The sequence below is a fragment of the Nostoc sp. JL34 genome (assembly GCF_017114945.1).
GTDB lineage: Bacteria > Cyanobacteriota > Cyanobacteriia > Cyanobacteriales > Nostocaceae > Nostoc.
The window spans coordinates 21,831-44,149 of the sequence record NZ_JABXKQ010000131.1; the positions used below are offsets into that span (position 1 = coordinate 21,831).

At 42.3% G+C, this 22,319-nt stretch carries 21 protein-coding genes and 1 pseudogene; 14 read left to right on the forward strand and 8 right to left on the reverse strand.

Going from position 1 to position 22,319, the window contains the following annotated elements:
* Nucleotides 1–2: 2 nt before the first annotated feature.
* The 3 genes from HWQ44_RS23445 (at nt 3) to HWQ44_RS23455 (ending at nt 4,290) form a co-directional block, all read left to right on the forward strand.
* Nucleotides 3–1,073, forward strand: coding sequence for an LOG family protein (locus HWQ44_RS23445; protein ID WP_292723727.1), 1,071 nt, complete (start codon nt 3–5; stop codon nt 1,071–1,073).
* A 409-nt stretch (nt 1,074–1,482) separates the two neighbouring features.
* Complete coding sequence (locus HWQ44_RS23450) at nt 1,483–2,805, forward strand: D-alanyl-D-alanine carboxypeptidase (RefSeq protein WP_292723730.1); 1,323 nt, start codon at nt 1,483–1,485, stop codon at nt 2,803–2,805.
* Nucleotides 2,806–3,075: 270 nt separating this feature from the next.
* Complete coding sequence (locus tag HWQ44_RS23455; protein ID WP_292723733.1) at nt 3,076–4,290, forward strand: HhoA/HhoB/HtrA family serine endopeptidase; 1,215 nt, start codon at nt 3,076–3,078, stop codon at nt 4,288–4,290.
* A 199-nt stretch (nt 4,291–4,489) separates the two neighbouring features.
* On the opposite strand, the gene HWQ44_RS23460 is transcribed toward HWQ44_RS23455, so the two are convergent.
* The 6 genes from HWQ44_RS23460 to HWQ44_RS23485 all read right to left on the reverse strand — a co-directional run bounded on the left by HWQ44_RS23460 (nt 4,490) and on the right by HWQ44_RS23485 (nt 10,806).
* Nucleotides 4,490–5,392: an MBL fold metallo-hydrolase gene (locus HWQ44_RS23460; protein ID WP_292723735.1), complete on the reverse strand. Its 903-nt coding sequence runs from the start codon at nt 5,390–5,392 to the stop codon at nt 4,490–4,492.
* A gap of 11 nt (nt 5,393–5,403) precedes the next feature.
* Entirely contained in the window at nt 5,404–5,787 is a 384-nt protein-coding gene (gene panD, locus HWQ44_RS23465; protein ID WP_292723737.1) for an aspartate 1-decarboxylase, read from the reverse strand.
* Nucleotides 5,788–5,900: 113 nt separating this feature from the next.
* Nucleotides 5,901–6,413 carry an inorganic diphosphatase gene (locus tag HWQ44_RS23470; protein ID WP_292723739.1) on the reverse strand — a complete coding sequence of 171 codons (513 nt, stop codon included), beginning with the start codon at nt 6,411–6,413 and terminating at the stop codon, nt 5,901–5,903.
* Nucleotides 6,414–6,868: 455 nt separating this feature from the next.
* Nucleotides 6,869–7,057, reverse strand: coding sequence for a hypothetical protein (locus tag HWQ44_RS23475; RefSeq protein ID WP_292723742.1), 189 nt, complete (start codon nt 7,055–7,057; stop codon nt 6,869–6,871).
* A gap of 1,238 nt (nt 7,058–8,295) precedes the next feature.
* Entirely contained in the window at nt 8,296–9,267 is a 972-nt protein-coding gene (locus HWQ44_RS23480; RefSeq protein ID WP_292723828.1) for a DUF362 domain-containing protein, read from the reverse strand.
* Between the two features lie 117 nt (nt 9,268–9,384).
* A complete protein-coding gene (locus HWQ44_RS23485; RefSeq protein ID WP_292723745.1) occupies nt 9,385–10,806 on the reverse strand; it encodes an aspartate ammonia-lyase in 1,422 nt (473 codons plus the stop codon).
* 131 nt (nt 10,807–10,937) lie between these two features.
* Between HWQ44_RS23485 and pgsA the strand changes: the two genes are divergently transcribed.
* The 3 genes and pseudogenes from pgsA (at nt 10,938) to HWQ44_RS23500 (ending at nt 11,960) form a co-directional block, all read left to right on the forward strand.
* Nucleotides 10,938–11,465 (forward strand): CDP-diacylglycerol--glycerol-3-phosphate 3-phosphatidyltransferase, encoded by a 528-nt coding sequence (pgsA, locus tag HWQ44_RS23490; RefSeq protein ID WP_292723747.1) that lies wholly within the window; start codon nt 10,938–10,940, stop codon nt 11,463–11,465.
* Nucleotides 11,449–11,683: pseudogene (locus tag HWQ44_RS23495) on the forward strand (type II toxin-antitoxin system HicB family antitoxin). Before pgsA ends, HWQ44_RS23495 begins: the two are co-directional and overlap by 17 nt.
* 121 nt (nt 11,684–11,804) lie before the next feature.
* Nucleotides 11,805–11,960 carry a hypothetical protein gene (locus HWQ44_RS23500; RefSeq protein ID WP_292723749.1) on the forward strand — a complete coding sequence of 52 codons (156 nt, stop codon included), beginning with the start codon at nt 11,805–11,807 and terminating at the stop codon, nt 11,958–11,960.
* 78 nt (nt 11,961–12,038) lie between these two features.
* On the opposite strand, the gene HWQ44_RS23505 is transcribed toward HWQ44_RS23500, so the two are convergent.
* The gene (locus tag HWQ44_RS23505; protein WP_292723751.1) at nt 12,039–12,923 is read right to left on the reverse strand and encodes an SMP-30/gluconolactonase/LRE family protein; all 885 of its coding nucleotides are present in this window, start codon (nt 12,921–12,923) and stop codon (nt 12,039–12,041) included.
* Between the two features lie 223 nt (nt 12,924–13,146).
* Between HWQ44_RS23505 and HWQ44_RS23510 the strand changes: the two genes are divergently transcribed.
* Nucleotides 13,147–13,872: a Uma2 family endonuclease gene (locus HWQ44_RS23510; protein WP_292723757.1), complete on the forward strand. Its 726-nt coding sequence runs from the start codon at nt 13,147–13,149 to the stop codon at nt 13,870–13,872.
* A gap of 161 nt (nt 13,873–14,033) precedes the next feature.
* On the opposite strand, the gene HWQ44_RS23515 is transcribed toward HWQ44_RS23510, so the two are convergent.
* Entirely contained in the window at nt 14,034–14,972 is a 939-nt protein-coding gene (locus tag HWQ44_RS23515; RefSeq protein ID WP_292723759.1) for an NAD-dependent epimerase/dehydratase family protein, read from the reverse strand.
* A gap of 271 nt (nt 14,973–15,243) precedes the next feature.
* Here HWQ44_RS23515 and HWQ44_RS23520 point away from each other — a divergent pair, with 271 nt between their 5' ends.
* From HWQ44_RS23520 to HWQ44_RS23550, 7 genes are all read left to right on the forward strand, one after another.
* Entirely contained in the window at nt 15,244–16,386 is a 1,143-nt protein-coding gene (locus tag HWQ44_RS23520) for a glycosyltransferase (protein ID WP_292723761.1), read from the forward strand.
* Nucleotides 16,387–16,498: 112 nt separating this feature from the next.
* Nucleotides 16,499–17,257 carry a sugar transferase gene (locus HWQ44_RS23525; RefSeq protein ID WP_094342755.1) on the forward strand — a complete coding sequence of 253 codons (759 nt, stop codon included), beginning with the start codon at nt 16,499–16,501 and terminating at the stop codon, nt 17,255–17,257.
* Nucleotides 17,258–17,752: 495 nt separating this feature from the next.
* Complete coding sequence (gene gmd, locus HWQ44_RS23530) at nt 17,753–18,832, forward strand: GDP-mannose 4,6-dehydratase (protein ID WP_292723763.1); 1,080 nt, start codon at nt 17,753–17,755, stop codon at nt 18,830–18,832.
* 23 nt (nt 18,833–18,855) lie between these two features.
* On the forward strand, nt 18,856–19,800 hold the full coding sequence (locus HWQ44_RS23535; RefSeq protein ID WP_292723765.1) for a GDP-L-fucose synthase: 945 nt from the start codon (nt 18,856–18,858) through the stop codon (nt 19,798–19,800).
* A gap of 73 nt (nt 19,801–19,873) precedes the next feature.
* On the forward strand, nt 19,874–20,491 hold the full coding sequence (locus HWQ44_RS23540; RefSeq protein ID WP_292723767.1) for a 5-formyltetrahydrofolate cyclo-ligase: 618 nt from the start codon (nt 19,874–19,876) through the stop codon (nt 20,489–20,491).
* On the forward strand, nt 20,488–21,498 hold the full coding sequence (locus tag HWQ44_RS23545; RefSeq protein ID WP_292723770.1) for a catalase family protein: 1,011 nt from the start codon (nt 20,488–20,490) through the stop codon (nt 21,496–21,498). Before HWQ44_RS23540 ends, HWQ44_RS23545 begins: the two co-directional genes overlap by 4 nt.
* A 389-nt stretch (nt 21,499–21,887) precedes the next feature.
* A complete protein-coding gene (locus HWQ44_RS23550; protein WP_292723771.1) occupies nt 21,888–22,175 on the forward strand; it encodes a hypothetical protein in 288 nt (95 codons plus the stop codon).
* Nucleotides 22,176–22,319 lie beyond the last annotated feature (144 nt).

Sequence of the window (22,319 nt, forward strand, 5' to 3'; positions counted from 1 at the left end):
TCATGACCTCATCTGCGTCGTTTGACACATTAGAGTCTTTACAGGCGGATATCGCTGAATTGATCGCTCGTTTACCGACATTAAAAAATCGGCAATTTATTCAGCAAGCACTTGCTACTATTGTTCGTCTAGCTGATACCGAAATTGAGCGTCTCGATTGGAAAATATTGTCGGCTGCTTTAGCAGATATGGAGCGCGGTTTCCAGCTTTTTTATGATTACCGGCATGTTCGCAAAGTCACCATCTTCGGTTCTGCTCGTCTAGCACCAGATACACCAGAGTACCAAATGGCCCTTGAGTTTGCTCGCACTGTTTCTCAATTAGGATTTATGGTGATGACCGGCGGTGGCGGTGGGATCATGCAGGCGGGTCATGAAGGTGCTGGGCGAGAAAATTCTTTTGGATTAAACATTCAGTTACCCTTTGAACAGGAAGCAAACCCCTTTATAGAGGGCGATCCCAAGCTAATTCACTTCAAATATTTCTTTACCCGCAAGCTGTTTCTCCTTAAAGAAAGTGATGCAATAGCATTGTTTCCGGGAGGTTTTGGCACTCAAGATGAAGCTTTTGAATGCATGACATTAAGCCAGACTGGTAAATTTGGCCCAGTACCTCTAATTTTAATCGATCGCCCTGGTGGTGATTACTGGCGGTCTTGGAGCGAATACATTGATAAGCAACTAGTGCAAAATGGTCTTGTCAGTCCTGAAGACCCCAGCCTTTACACGGTGACAGATAATCTGGATGTGGCAAGCGATGCTATCACCCGTTTTTACCAGGTTTATCACTCCTGTCGATATGTAAGCGATAAGTTAGTTATCCGCCTGAAGACAGATATCTCAGATGCTCTTGTAGAGCAACTCAATGCTGATTTTAGCGACATTATTATTCAAGGAAGGATTGAAAAAAGTCAGGCATTACCTCAAGAAGCACAAGATGAAACTGTTGGATTACCCCGCCTCATTTTGTACTTCAATCAACGCGACTTGGGGCGCTTGTATCAGATGATTGCCACAATTAATCAGATAGGTACTCCTTCACCAGAGGATGCAGCGCATCCAGAAAGAAAGTAGGTATTAAGAAAGGCAAGGGGGAGAATTTTGAATCACTCTCCCTTTCCTGGCTTCAAGGTTATAGTATGGCGTCACCATAGCGCAGCGTTAGCGAGTCAGACGCTCCTGCGTGGCTAACGAATGTCACAGCCAGTTGTAGATCGCCCGTTCCTGAATTAGGCTAATGGCTTAATATCTCCACATATCAAAAAGTCTACTGTATAAGTATTTTCGTCACAAATCTCATGAGGCTATCTTTAATGAGCAATGGGCATTTTGGCATTGTCAAAGGAGCCATAAAAACAATATTATTCACCCTACTTACAGATGAGAAAAACACCAGTTATTATGACTCAATACTGATTATCCTAAAAAAGCTTGTATATTAGCACAGTAAACAACGGATCAGATCCTAACAGAGGAATAAAAAATGCTGGAATTATTGGGTTCAGGTTTGGTGTCGCTTTGGCTGGAAATGGCCGGGGTACAAATCAAGCCTCTAGATGCCCTAGATGCACTAACTTGGCAAAGTAGCCCTGGCTTGGTTCTTGCCCCTGATCCAAATCCAGCTGGGGCGACTACGGTGCAGGAATATCTGAAAAAGCTCATAACATCAAAAGTGGTGGCGCAAAATCTGGCTGAAAGTCAGGGAATTTGGATGCAGTCAGGGCCGATGCTAATGGCAAATCACCAAGGTACGACACCTTTGCCAGCTGCCTCTTTAACCAAAATTGCCACTTCACTAGTTGCTTTAAAAACTTGGGGGCCAGATTACCAATTTGATACTTTGGTGAGTGTTACTGGGCCTGTGGTAAATGGAGTTGTACAGGGTGATTTGGTCATTGCTGGCCGTGGCGATCCTTTGTTTGTTTGGGAAGAAGCGATCGCTCTTGGTAATACTCTCAATAAAATGGGCATCAAGCAGGTAAAGGGAAATTTGATCGTTACTGGCAGTTTTGCCATGAATTTCCAACGTCAGCCGATGCTAGCGGGTCTCATGCTCAAGCAAACACTAAATCGTGCGACTTGGGGACGCCCCGCTATTTACACACACTCAATCATGCCTAAGGGAACACCCAAACCTCAAGTTGTAATTGCGGGGGCGGTGAAAGTTGAGGCGCAACCCAACCCTCAACAAACTTTGTTACTGCGTCATCGCTCATTACCCTTGAAGCAACTGCTCAAGGAAATGAATGTTTACAGTAACAATGATATGGCAGAGATGCTGGCAGACTCAGTTGGAGGAGCAACTGTAGTCCAATCAACTGCTGCTAGCCTTGCTAGAGTTCCACAAGTAGAAATTCAGTTAATCAATGGTTCTGGACTGGGCCCCGAAAATCGCATTTCCCCTAGGGCTGTTTGTGCCATGTTTATGGCTATTCAAGCGGAGGCATCTGCCCATCAACTGAATCTAGCTGACTTGTTCCCCATGTCTGGATTCGATCACCGGGGGACACTACACACTAGACATATTCCCCTAGCGACTGTGATCAAAACTGGTACTCTCCGGGATGTGAGCGCTTTGGCGGGAGTGATGCCCACACGCGATCGCGGTTTGGTTTGGTTTGCTATTATCAACCGGGGGACAAATGTCTGGGGTTTGCGGACTGGACAAGACCAACTCTTGCAAAGTGTTGTCAAACAATTACAACTACCTCCCACCGTTCCTGTTGCCCTGACTCCCCACTCAGTCATCAACTCTTTACCCCAACTAGGCGCAGCTAATCGGAATGAAATTTTATACAAAAGTTAGTTTATCCATAGTCCACGACGGTTAGAACAGACAGTGGGCTAGTCTTGTTAGCAATCCAAAAGTTTTATGGATGGGTAAAAACCGAACTTGTAAAGGGTAAATGTCCATAATAGCTTTTGGGTTAAATTTTCCATTAAGTTGATTACAGGTAGTTCGCAAAATGCCCTAACCCCAGTAGTGGAAAGAGCAGGCGAAACCTGAAGTAAAAATAACTGTAAATAGATTTGTCACGACTAAGCAACAATTAAGCTGATAAATTAGGTTGTGATTATGCAATTTCCCAAATTATCTCGGTCTCTACGTCAACTTAGTACTCATGTTTTAGCGATCGCACTTGGAGCCATGCTAACAGTTAGCACATTGCAGGTGTTACCTTCCCAAGCCGAACCAGCCCCCACAATAACTACTGGGGGTACTTCAGAACTAATTGCCCAACGGCAATCACCAGCTAGTGCTGCGATCGGTAGCACTAGCTTTGTCACAGCAGCAGTGAATCGTGTTGGTTCAGCAGTTGTCAGAATTGATACTGAGCGAACAATTGCTCGTCGGGCTGATCCCTTTTTAGAAGATCCCTTTTTCCGTCGGTTTTTTGGTGAGGGTTTCTCTCAACAGATGCCTTCTGAACAGTTACGTGGTTTAGGCTCAGGTTTTATTATTGACAAAAGCGGGTTAGTTTTGACTAATGCTCATGTGGTTGATAAGGCTGATAAAGTAACAGTCCGACTCAAAGATGGCCGCACCTTTGAAGGGAAAGTTCAGGGTATTGATGAAGTCACAGATTTGGCAGTAGTCAAGATTAACGCTGGTAACGATTTACCAGTCGCGCCTTTGGGTTCTTCCACCAATGTCCAAGTAGGAGACTGGGCGATCGCAGTTGGTAATCCTTTGGGATTTGATAATACCGTTACCTTGGGAATTGTCAGTACCCTCAAACGTTCTAGCGCCCAAGTCGGTATTAGTGACAAACGCTTGGACTTCATTCAAACAGACGCCGCCATTAACCCTGGGAACTCTGGCGGGCCACTATTAAATGGCCAAGGTGAAGTAATTGGCATTAACACAGCTATTCGCCCTGATGCGATGGGTATTGGGTTTGCGATTCCTATTGATAAAGCCAAAGCGATCGCCGCACAACTCCAACGTGATGGTAAAGTTGCTCACCCCTATTTAGGTGTGCAAATGCTAACTTTGACACCCGATCTTGCCAAGCAAAATAACACCGATCCCAACTCTCCGATTCAGATACCAGAAATTAATGGGGTTTTTGTCATGCGAGTTGTCCCCAATTCTCCAGCGGCATCTGCGGGTATCCGGCGTGGGGATGTAATTCTGCAAGTTGATGGTAAAGCAATTACCAGTGCTGAACAATTACAGAATGTTGTGGAAGACAGTCGCCTTGGTCAAGTATTACAGGTGAAAGTGCAACGAGGTAATCAGACACAGCAGCTTTCAATCCGCACCGCTGAGTTACAAAATGCTTCGTAGGGGCAATAGCCAATTTTAATTTTGTGGAATAGTTAAAAGGGCGGTTAGAAACCGCCTCTACACAAACAAAACCCACGGAGGTGGGTTTCAAACTCTTAATTTTTTCTTAGTCCGCGGAGGCGGACAATGCCAGTGTAGCCGCGAATTCCATTCGCTTAAAGCTGGGGTAAATTTACACTTTGCCAATAAGAGTCTTAAATTACTTACCAACAGCTAATACTAAACCTTCATGGGCTAGTATGGCTTGAGAAAAAGCAGATTTAATATCGACTTGAACTTGGTCAAGAAAATCATCATGGTCATCTGGGTGATGATGAGAAATAGCTAGCCGATGGACGCCAGCACTCAGAGCCGCATTCACCGCAGCTTGCCAGAGTAAATCAGCAGAGTCATGATTGTGAGATGTCGGCGGAGTGTAAGTGGCATTGGCAATCAGCAAGTCAACGCCTTTAATGAACTCTAAAATCCGCTCTCGCTCCACTTGATCTTCATTCTGCTGCAAATCCGTGACGTAGGCAACACTATACTCTTGCCAAGTGACACGGTAGCCAATTGACCGCTGAGTTTGATTAATTAATGCAGTTGTAATAGTGACATCATCTAATTTCAGATCACTGTCTGGAGTTAGATTGTAAAACTGCAATTCCGACTGCATTACCTGTAAAGGGTAAGGAAAGTGTGGTTGGAGCATCTGATCGTACAGACATTGTTTGATTGAGGCTCCATTTGAGGCAGCTGTGCCGTAAATATGGAAACAATTTTCCCCAATAAATGCGGGAGCAAAAAAGGGGAACCCTTGAATTCGGTTTGATTGACAGTTGGTAAAAAATAAATGGGCTTCTAATGGCTGTTGTAGTTCTTGCCAAGTTTTACCCAGTATGCGTAAGCCAGTACCGCCATCAAAAATCAAGCGTTTCCCAGCTACCTGCATTTCTAGACAAGCGGTATTACCACCATAACGATTAGTATTGCTACTTGGAGTGGGAATCAAACCTCTTACACCCCAGAATTGCACGAGAAATTCACCTGCTGGACTACTTGGCATGGTAGCGGACTTTTCAGGTATGTAGCTTTGGGAACCCGACAACTCAAAATTTGACATTTTTCTTGAAATTAGACCTTACTGAGCAGGTCATCGTAGCGCCGCACTTCCAACAGCCTATTTTTTTCGTCCACAATGACTACCGTAGGAGAGTAACTTTTTAACTCTTCTGGAGTGAACTGCCCGTAAGTCATTATAATCAAGCGATCGCCAATAATGCCTAGACGTGCCGCACCTCCATTTAGCTCAATGATTCCTGAATGGGCTGGAGCGGGGATCGCATAAGTAATAAAACGCTGACCGTTGGCACTATTAACTACTTGCACCTGTTCATAAGGTAAGATACCAGCTTTTTCCAAAAGGATTTCATCAATGCTGATACTACCTACGTAGTTGATATTCGCCCCTGTGAGGGTGCAGTTATGAATCTTTGCCAAAAGGAGAGTACGCTGCATTCTGGTTTGGGGTTGGTGGCAGATTTTAAAATCCGTAACAAGCGAAAGTTATCAAAGTGAGGAGTTAGGAATAAAAATTCATAACTCTTAACTCCTAACTCCTAACTCCTCTATTATCCTCTATAAGCTTTGACGGATTTTTCTACTAAAGCTGCAACCTTGTCTACATCTTGCCAACCAAGAATTTCAGTTACCTTTTTTTCCAAATTTTTATAACTACGGAAAAATTCGGCAATTTCATCTAAGCGGTGTGGCGCTAAGTCATTCAGGGATTTTACCTGAGTGTAGCGCGGATCTTTGTCAGGAACACAAAGGATTTTTTCATCGCGATCGCCACCGTCAATCATCTCCAAGAAGCCAATCGGCCGCGCAGCAATAACGCAGCCAGGAAAGGTCGGCTCGTCAATTATGACCATACCATCTAGGGGATCGCCATCATCAGCCAAAGTATTGGGTACAAAGCCGTAGTCGTATGGATATTGTACCGAGGAATAAAGTACTCGGTCTAGAGCAAAAGCTTCTAGTTCCTTGTCGTATTCGTATTTATTTTTACTTCCGCCAGCAATTTCAATCAGAACGTTGATTAGACCCGGTTTCGGTTGGGCAGGAATACGGGATAAGTCCACAAAAAACTCCTCTGATAACAGTGAATCATGGGGGCACTCTAGTCAGCTTCGCTCCCCGTGTAGAATTTTAGGGCAATATGGATCTCTTCCCAAGGATTTGTTCTACGGTATTGGAGATTGGGCACAAGAGGCAGGAGTTCTTTAATTTTGAATTTTGAATTGATTTCTCCCTCGTCTCCCCAGTTCCCTTAAATTAGCCAAAAAATGGAAAAAGCGTTGTGAAGTTTGTTCGCAACGCTTTTTCCAAGAAGGTATTATGGATATCCTCCACCCTTAATTGCTGTTGGAGGAATTTTTGCCCCAACTCTGTTAATCCAACTGAAATCTAGAGTCACACAATCCAGATTCAGCTTATATTGGATGAACTACATCCAATATTTACAAAGATTGTCTTAAAATCAGTGTTCTGCTTTCTTGTAGGTCTTACCGTGGGGAAATACCACTGGAAAGCTTTATCAATCTTGATTTCCTTGGAGGTTTTGGATCAGGGGTTGCTGGTTATTTTGAACATTAGTTGAAGAATAGTGGGCGATGACAAATACGGGTAGGGTAAGAGTCAACAGAGCGATCGCAGTTCCCACAATGTCTGCCAAACGTTGGGAATATGTATCGGTAGAATTGGCAGACTGGCTATTTGAATTCATACAAAATTGAAGTTCTTCGTAACACTGTGTAGGTCTACTCTCTGAGTGAGAGTCTTGATGCTATTTTAGCTATTTTTAAACTGTAAAATGTGTATCATTCTACAAGCTAAACCAGTTTTACAACTGTCATAATAGCGTTTCTATACATGGAATTCTTAATACCAAGTTACAAGTCAACAAATCATGTTTTATTTTGTGATTAATATTTTCAGATGTTTCCCTGTATGCTGTAACAGTTTGCATACGTAAAGCCAACTTTAACAGCATCATAAACAACATTTTTTCGTTGCTTAAAGATTAATTAGCAAAATCTATTTGTCCGATACTTCATGATTATAACATCCTGCAACGCCTTTGATAAGGTCATTTTACTGGAATTACTAATTTGTGATACAGAATACAAAACAGCAATTGCACTGATAGATATTCAGTATTTTCGATTGTTTAGACGGTAGTTCTACACAAAAATATTTGACACCAGAGAAGAAATGGGTCGGAATGATTTTTGTAACCAATCATAACTACCGAATAAATACAGATACATTAACTGTGTTATCCAGTATGGATTCAGTGAATACCACTAAACAAATATTTACTAATTTAAATTTTTAAATTTATTTAAGATCACAGCAATTTTGTCAATCTATATATAGATAGAGGAAAAAATATTTTAGAAGGTGACGTAGAGGTGTGGTGCGTTATCGCCAGATTTTGCTCATACTCATATCTGAACAAAATATCCAATCCCAATTTCTAGATCCTAAATCCGTATAACTTTTTTGGATAAATCAAAATCTAAAACGAGAACCTGTATAACAAATTAATCAGCTAAAAAAACCGCCACTAACTATGATAGGGCGGTCTGGTTAAGCAATCGGAGGGTAATTACAGATTACTCTCTTAATAAATGAAATTGTTGTAACGAAGTTTGCACTAAGAGCATCTCAATGAGTGTAAAAATACCCCTAGCCCTAGCGAATGGAATTCGTGGCTATACAGACAAAACCCACCTCCGTGGGTTTAAAATTCCTTGAGTTTGCGTAGGCGGACTTCTCTGTGAGACGCTACGCGTAGCTTGCTTCTCCGTTTGCGTAGCGTCCCATAGGGAAGGAGTACGTTTGTGTAACCGCGATTTTTAATCGCCAGGTATATTTGCTAAATTGGGGATTTGGGGATAAGAGGTAATGGGGATTGGAGATGGATTATTGTCCCCTTGTCTTTGTCATCTCCCCCACTCCCTACTCCCTTACATAAACACTCATTGGTTCCTTGATAAATCGGGTGTAAAGATGCTTAAACGTAGATTTAATTACGCGGGGCATACCAAAATCGATGGGCATCAAATTATCTGGTAGTCGCCAATCTTCTATTTTTAATAAGTCAGGATTTAAATGCGGAAACTCTATGGCAGCAAGTTCTGGACAAACTCCTAGCCTTTGGGAAGCTGAAACTGTGGGCACTTGTTCAGGAGGAACATTGAGAATTTCTATCATTGCCCGATCTAAGGCAAATATATCTGATGCGGCTGCTAAAATGCCTAGTTGGCGGGGTTCACCGTTACTAGGGCCATTACCTTCATGACCAATGATGCCATCTAATATGGTTAAGTTAGGGTTAATTGCTCTAGCAGTTTCTACTAACATTTCACCAAATCTATTCGCGTCTTTTCCCGCTTCCATGTGCCACCAAGCTTTCATTTTGCCAGGGACGCAACCAAATAAGTTTTTTACGCCCAGCGTTAATGTCAACTGGGCATGAGATTTCACTTTCGGTAGGTTAATCACTACGTCTGCTTCCATTGCTTCTCTAGACAGCCGCAGATGGTTAAAATTGTCGCTAACGGTTTGGTAACGCTGACCGTGAAAATCGATGATGGGAAGATTGAGTTCTTCTAGAATAGGCAGATAGCCATTTGCTATTGCTACGCCCTTGGCACTACCAAAAGCAGGACTATCGCCCAAAAATGGCTTACCGCCAACCTGAATTACCATTTGGGCAACTTCATAAACTAGTTCGGCACGGGTGATACATTCTTTACCAGGACGCGATCCTGTAAGTAGATTTGGTTTGAGTAAAACGCGATCGCCTTTTTTTACAAACGCTGCCATTCCTCCAAAAGGTTCCAGCAGCGTGACTAAGGATTCTCGTAAAGCCTCTCGTTCGTAAGATGTAGCCCGAATGAGACTAACAGATGGTTTTTGAGTTTGCATGGTATGGGGATTGGGGATTGGGGACTGGGGATTGGGGACTGGGGATTGGGGTGACGCGGTGAGTAATTTCCTCGTGTCTCCGTGTCCTCTTTCCCATTCCCAATGCCCCATAACGTATTATTCTGTTTTAAGCGGTAAGATACCACTCATTTGTTCTAGATTTAAGACTGTGGCTAAGTCTGTTTCACTCATCAACCCGCGTTCTAAAACAATTTGCCGCAGGGATTTACCAGTTTCTAAAGATTCTTTGGCGACAGCTGCGGCATTTAAATAACCGATGTGGGTATTTAGTGCGGTTACTAAAGCTAAACTGCCTTCGGCATAAGCTAAACAACGTTCTTTATTAGCTGTAATTCCCTCAATGCAGCGTTCGGTAAGTGCGGCGATGGTATTACCGAGAATTTCGATACTGTGAATTAGGTTATAAGCAATCAACGGCATCATCACATTTAATTCTAATTGTCCGGCTTGTGCAGCTAAAGCGATCGCACTGTCGTAACCCATCACCTGAAAACACACCATTGATGTCATCTCTGCCATGACTGGGTTATATTTCCCTGGCATAATCGAGGAACCGGGTTGCACTGGAGGGAGTTGAATTTCTTTCAAGCCTGTTTTTGGCCCCGAATCCATCAACCGTAAATCATGAGATATTTTGACTAGATCCTGGGCTAAGTTGCGTAAAGCACCGGAAACATTTACAAATGGTGCCATACTCTGCATAGCTGCCATGAGATGCGGTGCAGGTTCTAAAGGAGTTTCAATCAATTCTGAAAGAACTTCTACCACACGGGCGCGATATAGAGGATGAGTATTTAACCCTGTTCCGGCTGCACTACCTCCCAAACCCAGCACCATCAAATCTCCAGAGGCGGTGTAAATCCGGTTTTGGTGTTCTGTAAGAATTTGCGCCCAAGCCCGAAAATTTTCACCCAAACGCACGGGTACTGCGTCTTGTAAGTGGGTTCTGCCAGATTTGACAATATCTTGAAATTCTACAGCTTTGTTTTCTAAAGATGCGATCGCACCATCTAAAGCTGGGTGTAATGTCTTAGATAATGCCAATAATCCACCAATGCGAATTGCAGTCGGAATCACATCATTGGTAGACTGCCCATAATTAACGTGGTCATTGGGACTAACACGTTTGTAATTGCCCTTTTCTTCACCAAGTATTTCTAAGGCGCGATTTGCCAAAACTTCGTTGATATTCATGTGGTGGGATGTTCCAGCACCCGCCTGATAAACATCCACAACAAATTGATCGCGGAACTTCCCAGCTAAGATTTCATCAGTTGCTTGCACAATCGCCTGACTAATATCTTGGGGAATGCAATTTAGTTCTCCATTGACAATTGCTGTAGCTTTTTTAATGATTAATCCAGCATCTACGTAAGTAGCTAGAGGCTTTATGCCGCTAATAGGGAAGTTTTCAATCGCTCGTAGCGTTTGAATGCCGTAATAAACGCTACTAGCAATTTGGCGATCGCCCATCGAATCGCGTTCGATGCGGAATTGGGAGTCTGTGTGTTCAGTCATAGTATTGTTTTAAGAGAGCTTCAGAAAACAGATTTTCCCACGCAGGCACACTCAGATACACTAATCTGCATATATTTTGCATATTTGCTTGGCTGTTTGTTGCTTTTACACTAGTTAATTTTTAATTTTCAATGACCCTACCCAACTGGATTACCTTCTCTCGCCTTCTGGGTGTACCATTTCTGCTTTATGGCTTGTACAATCCTACAGTACAAGCTAGGTGGATATGTTTGGCAATTTTTATCGTTGCGGCGTTAACTGATTGGTTAGACGGTTATTTAGCGCGGAAACTCAACCAAGTTAGTGAGTTGGGTAAGTTTCTTGACCCCTTAGTGGATAAATTTCTAGTACTTGCGCCGTTGCTGGTTTTTATTGAACTAGGAAAAGTGCCAGCTTGGGGAGTGTTTTTGATTTTAGCGCGGGAATTAGCGATCGCTGGTTGGCGGGTAAATCAAACGACAATTACCGGGGCGAACATTTGGGGTAAACTCAAAACTGTTAGTCAAATAGTTGCGATCGCACTTCTGATTGCACCACTACCTGAAGTATGGCAAAGTCCCTCTCTGATTGCCTTTTGGGTTTCTGTCGCCTTGACTTTAATCTCTGGGGGTATTTATCTTTTGCCGCAAAAAGCTAGCACTAATGAAACGACAATATAGTATTGTAATTCAGTGGTCTGATGAAGATAAAAAGTACGTTGTCAGCCTACCTGAGTTTGGCCCCTATGCACACTCATGGAAATACCTACGCAGATGCTCTCAAGAATGGTGAGGAAGTGCTGGAACTTTTGATTGAAGATTACCAAGCACAAGGAAAACCACTGCCAAAGCCTTTGACTACAAACATTTCCTTTCAGTTTATCCAATCCTTACCCTAATTATTAGCACTCTGTTGCCTTGACGTTAATATCTGGAGTAATTTACCTTATACCACAAATTCCAACTAGGGAAAATATACCTTTAAGTACAAAGTTAAACTAAAAAAGCTCCACTGGACTGATGTTTTTTTATTTGGAAGTCTCTTTCAACTCGGAAGTTGAGCCTCTGAACTCGGAAGTTGCACCTTTGAACTCGGAAGTTGCGCCTTTGAACCCGGAAGTTGCACTTTTGAACCCGGAACTTCAAGATCAAAAGTTCAAAACTCGGAATTTTTAGAATTCACAAACAAATAAATAGTTGAGTTGAACAAATATGAGAGGCAATTTAGCGCCTCACCTTGACACTGATACTACTTTATTTATCAAAATCATAGCTAAGTAATCCAGTAACATCAGTTTTGAGAGCAAATAAATCACCTGAGTAGAAACTTTTTCCTATCTCCGCTTGGCTGAGTCCAACTGAAGCAGTGGTAATGTAGAGTGTTTGCAAATCTTCGCCGCCAAAAGTGCAACTGGTTGGTAATTGCACAGGTAAATTGATCCGCAATATCTCTTCACCCTTGGGATTGAAACGAATCACACACCATCCATCCCACATAGCTGACCAAATATTTCCTTGACTATCTATCGTCAACCCATCTGGGTAGAAAGATTCATGAGTTAAATCAACAAAAATCCGGCGATTAGTAATGTTACCTGTTACTGAATCAAAATCGTAAGCATATATCTTTTTGTGAGGAGAATCACTCAAGTAAAATGTTTTTTGATCGGGACTCCACCCCAGACCATTAGAGATAGTCAAACCCGTTTCAATGATATGTAATGAACCGTCATGATCGTAGCGATAAAGGCTAGCCTGGGGTTTTTCTAAAGAACACATTGAGCCGATCCAAAAACGTCCTTGAGAGTCACATTTGCCATCATTCAGACGGTTATCTGATAGATTTCCTTCAATTTCCAAAATAGGAGTAACTTCACCTGTCTGGGTGTGGAGAAATGCCAAGTGATGACGCAGTGCCATAATTAATCTATCTTTACCTGCTGTTGCGATCGCACCTACGACATCTCCCACATTAAAAAACAAGTCTTTCCCCGTAGCAGGATTGAACTGATGTACCCGATGGTTGTAAATATCGATCCAGTACAGTAGGTTTTGGGTAGAATCCCAGATGGGGCCTTCACCCAAGCGGGCACGGGACTCTAGTACATTGTGGAGTGGATATTGCAAAACCTGGCTCATTTTATCAACCAACAATAGTATTTACAGAAACTAGTTTCAGTAGCCTTCAGGCAATTCTAAAAAACGTTTGCCTGACTAATAAAGAAAATTTTCATTCCTGTTTCAGTAAAGACTAAAAACGCAATTTATCGCGTCTTTCTCAGGTAGAAGAAAATATTTTTGATTTTGACTCAATTTTTACTGCGATCCGTTAACTTAAAATTAGTCGGTCAAGATTCCCGTTATGTACCAAACAGACCCGCCTCTCTCTCCCAAAGAAGTCCTACCAACCATGTACGATCTTCCCAGTGAATACCCGGAGGACTCTGGTTTGCCTGACGAATTTCACCTTTTTCAGCCCCAACTTCTGCGCGAAACCTTCTGTCCACCTAACTATCCAGCAGAGGAAGTATTTGTTGCCAGTGACTTAAACCTTTACTATGACCTGCGGCATACACTATGGTACAAACGCCCAGACTGGTTTGCTGCTGTGGGAGTTTCGCGTCTCTACGAACAGCAAAACTTGCGTCTGAGTTATGTTATCTGGCAAGAAGGGGTCGCTCCTTTTGTAGTGGTAGAATTGCTTTCTCCTGGCACTGAAAAAGAAGACTTAGGACAAACTCTGCGGGAAATTAACCAACCACCGACCAAATGGGAAGTTTATGAGCGGATTTTGCGAGTTCCTTACTACATTGTTTTTGACCGCTACAGTGACAAACTCCAAGTATTCCAATTAGTTGCAGATAGTTACAGCGAATTGGACTTGAGTACTCCACGGGTGTGGATGCCGGGTTTGGAACTGGGCTTAGGACTTTGGCAAGGTTCTTACCAACAAATTGAGAGATTGTGGCTACGTTGGTATGATGCATTCGGGAATTGGCTTCCCACGCCGCTAGAACGAGAAAGTCAACGTGCTAACAGATTAGCAGCACAACTGCGAGAGTTAGGCGTTAACCCTGATGAGTTATGAAAATGCGATCACATCAGTCAACTTAAGCGAAACGGGCAGTTAGAAACCTCGCTAGACAAACAAAACCCACCTCCGTGGGTTTCAAACCCTTAATTTGACCTTAGTCCGCGGAGGCGGACAATGCCAGTGTAGCCGCGAATTCTATTCGCCTTGGCTACTGCTCACAACGCTTGTAAAATCTCCTCATCTACAGAGAAATCAACATCAGCTTTATCTTTTGCATTAGCCAAATAGTCATTTTCTAGAGAGTCTTGTAAACCAGAAATCAAATCATATTCAGGATGCCAGTTTAATTCTGTTTGCGCTTTATTCACCGAAGCAAAGAAATGCTGCACCCGCATCGGAAATGCTTTGCGCTTGCCGAAATCAAACTTTTTCGGGTCGTAGTGGACAATTTTGACAGCATCGGGTGATTTGCCAGCCGCTACAGCGCTAGCACGGGCTAAACCATCAAAAGTGACAAAGCGATCGCCTGAGATATTATAAATCTGTCCTATGGCTTGTTTATTCCCCAAAACCTCAGTCATTGCTTGTGCCAAGTCCTTTACATGACCTAGCTGCGTGATATGCAAGCCATTTCCAGGGATAGGAATGGGGCGATCGCGCACAATTCTGTCAAAAAACCAGCCTTCCAACTCATTATAATTACGAGGCCCGTAGATATAAGTAGGACGAATAGAAGTAAAGGGTAATCCCAATTGAGTCAGATAAGCTTCTGTTTCATGTTTACCCTTATGGCGACTTTTGGGATCTACAGCATCGCCTTCTATGTGTGGTAATTGATCGGATTTGAGATAAACCCCCGCAGAACTCATATACACAAAATGTTGTACTCGGTCTTGAAAAATTTCTGCTAGTGGTTGAGTATCAGTAAGTTCGCGCCCGTTATTGTCAAAAATGACATCAAAGTTTTCTTGTGATAACTTTGCCTTTAATTGAGTAGCATCTGTGCGATCGCCTATAATTTGTCCTACTCCCTCTAAAGAAGGTGCTGGCCGATTCCCACGATTGAACAGCACTACCTCGTGTCCTTTTTTCACTAGTAGTTGAGTCAAATAGACACCAATGAACCGAGTACCACCCATAATCAGAATTCGCATAAATTCACCCTTTCTATATCAGTTGTCGTCAAAAGATTGGGGAGTAGGGAGACAAGGAGAATAACCCATGCCCAATGCCCAATGCCCAATCCCCAATGCCCATTCCCCAATCTGAGATTATCAGGTTGCAGCATCCATCTGGAACCTCTCAGGGAAAGATTCCGTCTTATGTGCTAATCTGGGGCGCTTCCCATTAATTAATCACAAAGGGAAACTTTTCAGTTAACGTCATCAAGTTGGCCTTTGTATTTTCCATTTATTCAAGTTAGCTGTGCCCTTGAAATATGCTCTGGTTCATGAGTGGCTGACACCCAAAGCCACCGGTGGTTCAGAACTCGTTGTACGAGAAATTTTGAATCACATTGATGCTGATTTGTATGCTCTGATAGATTTTGAATCTAGCAATCCTGAAAGTTATTTATATAAACGTCAGATTGGCAAGACGTTTCTTCAGGACTTTCCCTATGCCCGCAACGGTGTACAAAAATACTTGCCTTTGTGGCCTTTGGCAATTGAACAACTTGATTTACGGCATTATGACGTAATTCTGTCTTCATCCCATGCTGTTGCCAAAGGAATCCTTACCACTCCAGAACAGATGCATATTTGCTACTGTCACAGCCCTATGCGGTATGCCTGGGACTTGACTTTTGATTATCTCCGCCACAGCAAACTGGGTAGTGGTTTTCCCGGGTGGATGACGCGATATTTATTACATCGCTTGCGTCAGTGGGATGTATTGAGTGCCAATCGCGTTGATTACTTCATTGCCAACTCGCAGCATACAGCTCGGCGGATTTGGCGTTGCTATCGGCGAGAAGCAACAGTCATTTACCCACCAGTGAATATTGCGGAATTTCCGTTTCTATCTGAGAAAGAGGACTTTTACCTGACAGTTTCCCGGTTAGTGAGTTACAAGCAAATATCGTTGATTGTCAAGGCTTTTAATCAACTAAAACGACCATTAGTAGTCATTGGTACAGGAGATGAAATGAACAAGATTCGCGAGATGGCCAACTCAAATATCCAAATACTCGGTTGGCAACCCGATAATGTGGTAAAAAAATATATGTCTAGGGCTAAAGCGTTTGTGTATGCAGCTTGTGAAGATTTTGGGATTGCCCTAGTGGAAGCACAGGCTTGCGGCACACCAGTAATTGCCTACGGTGCAGGGGGTGCTTTAGAAACAGTGCGAGATATCCGCTCTGATGCGGATACAGGGACAGGTATATTTTTCAAGACGCAAACAGAGGCGGCTTTGGTGGAGGCAGTAGAAAAGTTTGAAATGTATGAGGGTTCGTTCAATTCCGAGTATATGCGATCGCACGCCGCGCAGTTTTCACCGCAAATCTTTGCAGATCGTTATCTAGATTTTGTAAACAAGTGCAACGAAAAAAGACCGTTTTTGCAATGATGGTCTTGGTTAACGTCTTATTTTTTTAGGCTTTTGGCAATTTCCCCCCAGAAGAACCTCATTTTGGCTTTAATATTGGGACTATGTGTGGTGTGGATTATTAAGGAGTATGATGACTGCCCAGAGCTCACTCCTCTCCGGCAAGCGAGGCGTACGGCAAGACACTAGAGCGTCTACGCGTACTTTCTTAAAACGCGGTCAAAAAACAAAGACGCCAAAAGTTAAGCCCAAAGGTTTATCTTTTCAGGGTTTAAACGGAGAGTTTGCCAAACGACTGTTCGATATAGTGTTTTCGCTGTCGGTATTAATTTTGTTCTTCCCCGTCTACTTAATTTTGACCTTGCTGATTGCCTTTAGCTCAGAAGGCCCAATTTTTTATGTCCAGGAACGGGTAGGGAAAAATTACAAAGCGTTTAATTGTATTAAATTCCGAACAATGGTAAGCAATGCGGACGAAATCCTCATGCAAATGATGGAAACATCGCCCGAGTTGCGACAAGAATTTGAGAGCAGTTTTAAGCTAAAACAAGACCCCCGAATTACCAAAATTGGTCGATTTTTGCGAATTACTAGCTTAGACGAATTTCCCCAGTTCTGGAACGTTTTAAAAGGGGATATGAGTGTAGTCGGCCCTCGACCTTTGGTAGCAGAAGAACTGCCAAAATACGGTTGTCACATTGATGAGATTTTAACAATCCGTCCAGGAATTACTGGTTTGTGGCAGGTGTCTGGGCGTAATGACATTCCCTACCCTCGGCGAGTCCAAATAGACCTGCATTATGTCAAATTTAGGAATTTCTGGCTTGATTTATGGATCATCTTGAAAACTGTTGATGTGGTCATTTTGCCCAAAAATAACGGGGCATACTGAGTAACTACTTAGGGTGGATTCTGTGGGGCAATTAATGCCCCTAAGTATTAATTCTTCCCCTCAGACTAAACGATTGCTCATTTTTCTTTCTATAATTTGTGCCTTTCTACTTAACTCAGACTTCTCTGAGGTATGTGTTTGTGGTTATTTTTACGTTGATTCGGATTTTTGCCATAAGTCTAATTTAAAATATTTATTTTATTAAGTCTTCACAAAACCAGAAATATATGAAGTTTTGACAAAAAAATAACAGCTATAAAAATAATCTTGATCTATCTGGTAAAAGAAAAAATATACATGATTAAACGATCTTGATCTATCTAAGGTTGGGCTTACGTGTTAAATTACTTTTTATTAAGTATATTTATTTACGGAAAAAGTCTTCTAAAGACAAGAACTCGTAGGTTTCCCATTAGGCAATTTAGCAATTAGCTGCTAGGTTGTATCAGATTGACTGTAACTTTTTAATCTAAAGACAATAAGGAATAACTGAGCATGACGCAACAGAAGCGAGCGTTGATTACTGGTATTACTGGACAAGATGGTTCATATCTAAGTGAGTTTTTGTTGGAACAAGGTTATGAGGTTCACGGCATCATTCGTCGGACTTCTACCTTTAACACAGACCGCATCGATCACATTTACGAAGACCCCCACAAAGATGGAGTGCGGTTGTTTCTTCACTACGGCGACTTGACGGATGGTACAACGTTGCGGCGCATTTTAGAAGATGTCAAGCCAGTAGAGATTTACAACCTCGGCGCTCAATCTCATGTCAGAGTCAGCTTTGATTCACCAGAATACACGGTAGATGCTGTAGGAATGGGAACGTTGCGTCTGTTAGAAGCAATTCGAGACTACCAACATCGGACTGGTATTCAGGTACGATTTTACCAGGCGGGTTCTTCAGAAATGTATGGTTTAGTACAAGCAATACCTCAAACTGAGACAACACCCTTTTATCCCCGCAGCCCCTATGCGTGTGCGAAAGTTTACGCCCACTGGCAAACTGTAAATTATCGTGAGTCTTATGATTTGTTTGCTTGTAACGGCATACTTTTTAACCACGAGTCACCAAGGCGGGGTGAAACCTTTGTAACCCGCAAAATTACTAGAGCAGTGGCTGGTATTGTTGCTGGTAAGCAGAAAAAAATTTATATGGGTAATCTAGACGCCAAGCGAGATTGGGGCTATGCGAAGGATTACGTTAAAGCAATGTGGTTGATGTTGCAGAAAGACCAGCCAGACGATTACGTAATTTCTACTGGTGAAACCCACTCGGTACGCGAGTTTTTGGAACTGGCATTTAGTTATGTGAATCTCAATTGGCAAGATTATGTAGAATTTGATGAGCGTTACCTCCGTCCATCTGAAGTAGAGTTATTGATTGGCGATTCTACCAAAGCACGGCAGAATTTGGGCTGGACACCATCAGTAACCTTTGAAGAACTAGTTTCCCTAATGGTAGAAGCAGACTTACAAGCATTGGGACACACTTCACCCAATGGAAATGGTTCACAATTTCCAGCTGATATTGCGACTATTCGTCAACAACTGGGCGCTTTGCACTTCTGATTTACACCACAGAGGATAAAAATATGACTGCCTTAGAACTAAAAAATAAACGTATTCTCGTCACTGGTGGGTCGGGGTTTCTAGGTCGTCAGGTGATAGATCAACTATGTAAAGCAGGGGCTGATCGTGAGAAGATTACAATACCGCGATCGCACGATTCTGATTTGCGTGTTTGGGAAAATAGCCAACGTGCAGTTGACCAGCAAGACATAATTATTCACCTAGCAGCTCATGTCGGTGGCATCGGTCTAAACCGGGAAAAACCCGCAGAGTTGTTCTACGATAACTTGATCATGGGAACCCAGCTAATTCACGCTGCCTATCAAGCTGGAGTAGAAAAATTCGTATGTGTTGGTACTATCTGCGCTTATCCTAAATTTACTCCAGTACCATTCAAAGAAGATGATCTTTGGAATGGCTACCCAGAGGAAACCAACGCTCCCTACGGAATTGCTAAAAAAGCACTTTTAGTCCAATTACAATCTTACCGCCAGCAGTACGGCTTTAATGGTATTTACTTACTACCAGTGAATTTATATGGCCCAGAAGATAACTTTGACACAGGAAGTTCCCACGTCATTCCAGCATTAGTTCGCAAAGTTCACGAAGCCCAAATCAAAGCAGAAAAGCAACTTCCCGTTTGGGGTGATGGCAGTCCCACCCGTGAGTTTCTGTATTCAGAAGATGCAGCGCGGGGGATTGTTATGGGGACTCAATTCTATAACGAATCGGAACCAGTTAACTTGGGAACAGGTTATGAAATCTCCATCCTTGATTTGGTAACTCTAATTAGCGAATTGATGGAGTTTAAGGGTGAAATTGTGTGGCAAACTGACAAGCCTAATGGTCAACCCCGCCGCTGTTTAGATACTGAACGGGCCAAACAAGCCTTTAATTTCACGGCTCAGGTGAGCTTTGAAGAAGGGCTAAGGAATACCATTGAGTGGTATCGTCAACACGCTGCATAACGATGTACTGGTGAATGTAGGGTGGTATAAGCTGGGTGATGCCCAGCTTATTTGTTTGACGATATAAATTTTTATGGACAAAGTTAATCATCAACTAAATAAAGCAGATCTGCGCCGCACTCTACTGAAAACACGTCAATCAATGTCCGTTGGAGAATGGAGAGAAAAAAGCGATCGCTTATGCTCTCATTTACAAAACTCTACTTTGTTTACCCAAGCAAAAACAATACTCGCTTATTTCAGCTTTCGCCAAGAACCTGACCTTAGTCCCCTATTTGCCAACACCAAATCCCGTTGGGGATTTCCTCGTTGCATTGATAAATCCTTATGTTGGCATATTTGGACACCTAACGATTCTGTCCAAAGTGGCGCTTATGGCATAACTGAACCCCACCCCGACGCCCCCCTATTAGATGTTGCCGAAGTAGATTTGATTCTCGTCCCCAGTGTAGCTTGCGACTATCAAGGATATCGTTTGGGTTATGGCGGTGGATATTACGATCGCTTGCTCAGTTTACCGCAGTGGCAAACAAAGGCAACCATCGGAATCGTCTTTGATTTTGCCTATTTGTCCCAAATACTGATTGAACCTTGGGATAAACCACTACAAGCTATTTGTACGGAAACCGGATTGACTCATAAAGGTTCCAGGATTCAGGATAATGAGGACACATTATCAAATGTTTTATGACTAATCCAACGTCATCTACCACTGAGCAAGAAGCAATAATCGACGAGATTATCGCAAGTAGTCTCCAAGCTCAACAAAAAACAGGCCCAGACCTCCGCCAAATTCATAGTAAAAGTCATGGACTCCTTTGGGGAGAGTTCATTATTGAACCCAATCTTCCTGAAGACCTGAGAGTAGGTTTGTTCAAAACGCCCCAAACCTATCCTGCATGGATTCGTTTTTCTAGTGGTGGTTCGCCTGAAAAACGTGGTAAATTCCACTCCGATAGCCAGCCTGATGTTCGTGGTATCGCCATCAAGGTAATGAATGTGGAAGGGCAGAAAGTGCTGGATGATGAAGAAAAAACTCAAGATTTTATACTCAACAATTATCCTACTTTTTTGGCCAAAGACGTTCGTGATTACGCTGATCTTTCCAAAGCAGGTAGTGGACAACTCAGCCCAGAACGGCTGGAAGAACTTGGTTACGCATTTGCTATCTTGCAAAAAATTGGCAGCCAAAAGGTAGGAAATCCGCTTTTGATTCAATATTGGAGCATGGCTCCGTTTAAATTTGGTAGTCGTATTGTCAAATTATCTGTCAAATCTCAACAGCCTGAACAACCACCAGAAACACTTCCAGAATCAGAAAATTACCTTCGAGAAACGCTGGTAAAATATTTGACTGAAGAAGGTCGAGAAGCGTCTTTTGACTTTTTAATTCAGTTTTATGTAGATGATGACAAAACACCTATTGAAGACCACGTTAAGGAATGGCAAGAAGCAGATTCACCGTTTATTAAAGTTGCGACTGTCCACATTCCCAGCCAGAAATTTGACTTTGAAGAACGCAAACGTTTAGATGAGGGTATATTATTTTCCCCTTGGCATACACTGCTAGACCATGAGCCTGTTGGAAGTGTAAATCTCTCTCGTAAGAGGCTTTACAGCGAACTTGCAAAGTATCGACGAGAACAAATTTCCCAACGTTCGCGGGAACCACAACCTTATGTAGCGGTTGAAGATTAACTACTATGAATTTGCTTAAAACTGCAAGAAGAACCGTTGAAAGTTGTGCAGACAGAAGCTGACTTTATACTAATTGTATGGGATTAGTAAAAATTGAAATACCAAGATTCCCGACTTTTTAAATAAGCCAGGAATCTTGTTTTTAAGGAATGATTTTAACGTGAGTTCGACAAGTCTTATTTGACCTTTCCTCCAGCCCCTCTCCGACGCCCAGAGGGGAGCAAAAAGCTTAATTTTTCGTTTCTCCTCCCTTTCCGTTTCGGAGAGGTTCATCGAACTCACGTGATTTTAAGACTGCTATAGATGGTTTTTATAAGTATACTGGCTTCAGAATATGATAAATATTTAATTTGTGTAACATAATTCCTTTTCTGAATTGGGGATAAACTATGAATAAAGATAATGAACTAACTGAAAAGTTGAATAAAATGTTGACTGAATCTGCTGACAAAGAATCTGTTATTAAGTTTTTAAGATTGACTAATTATTCAAAAGCCGAATCAATTGGGATTTTAAAAAATGCTTTGGGTATTTGTCTTCTTGAAGCACAAGATATCATTCACAATAGTCAAATATGGAGTGATGTAAAAGAACGTGATGCAAAAATAAACAACGAGTTCTGTGATTTTCTGGAAGAATTAGGTAGTTCAGAAAGTGAAGAGACTGAATTATATTGAGATGTGAATAAATTCAATAACAGAATTAAGTTAATTGTTTTAAACAGATTTTTGATGATAGGTTAGGATAAAGTTAATAAAATTCTCAAGTAAAGCTATGTCTGACTCAATTCAGTATGTCCCGCTGCTGAAATTTTAACAGTT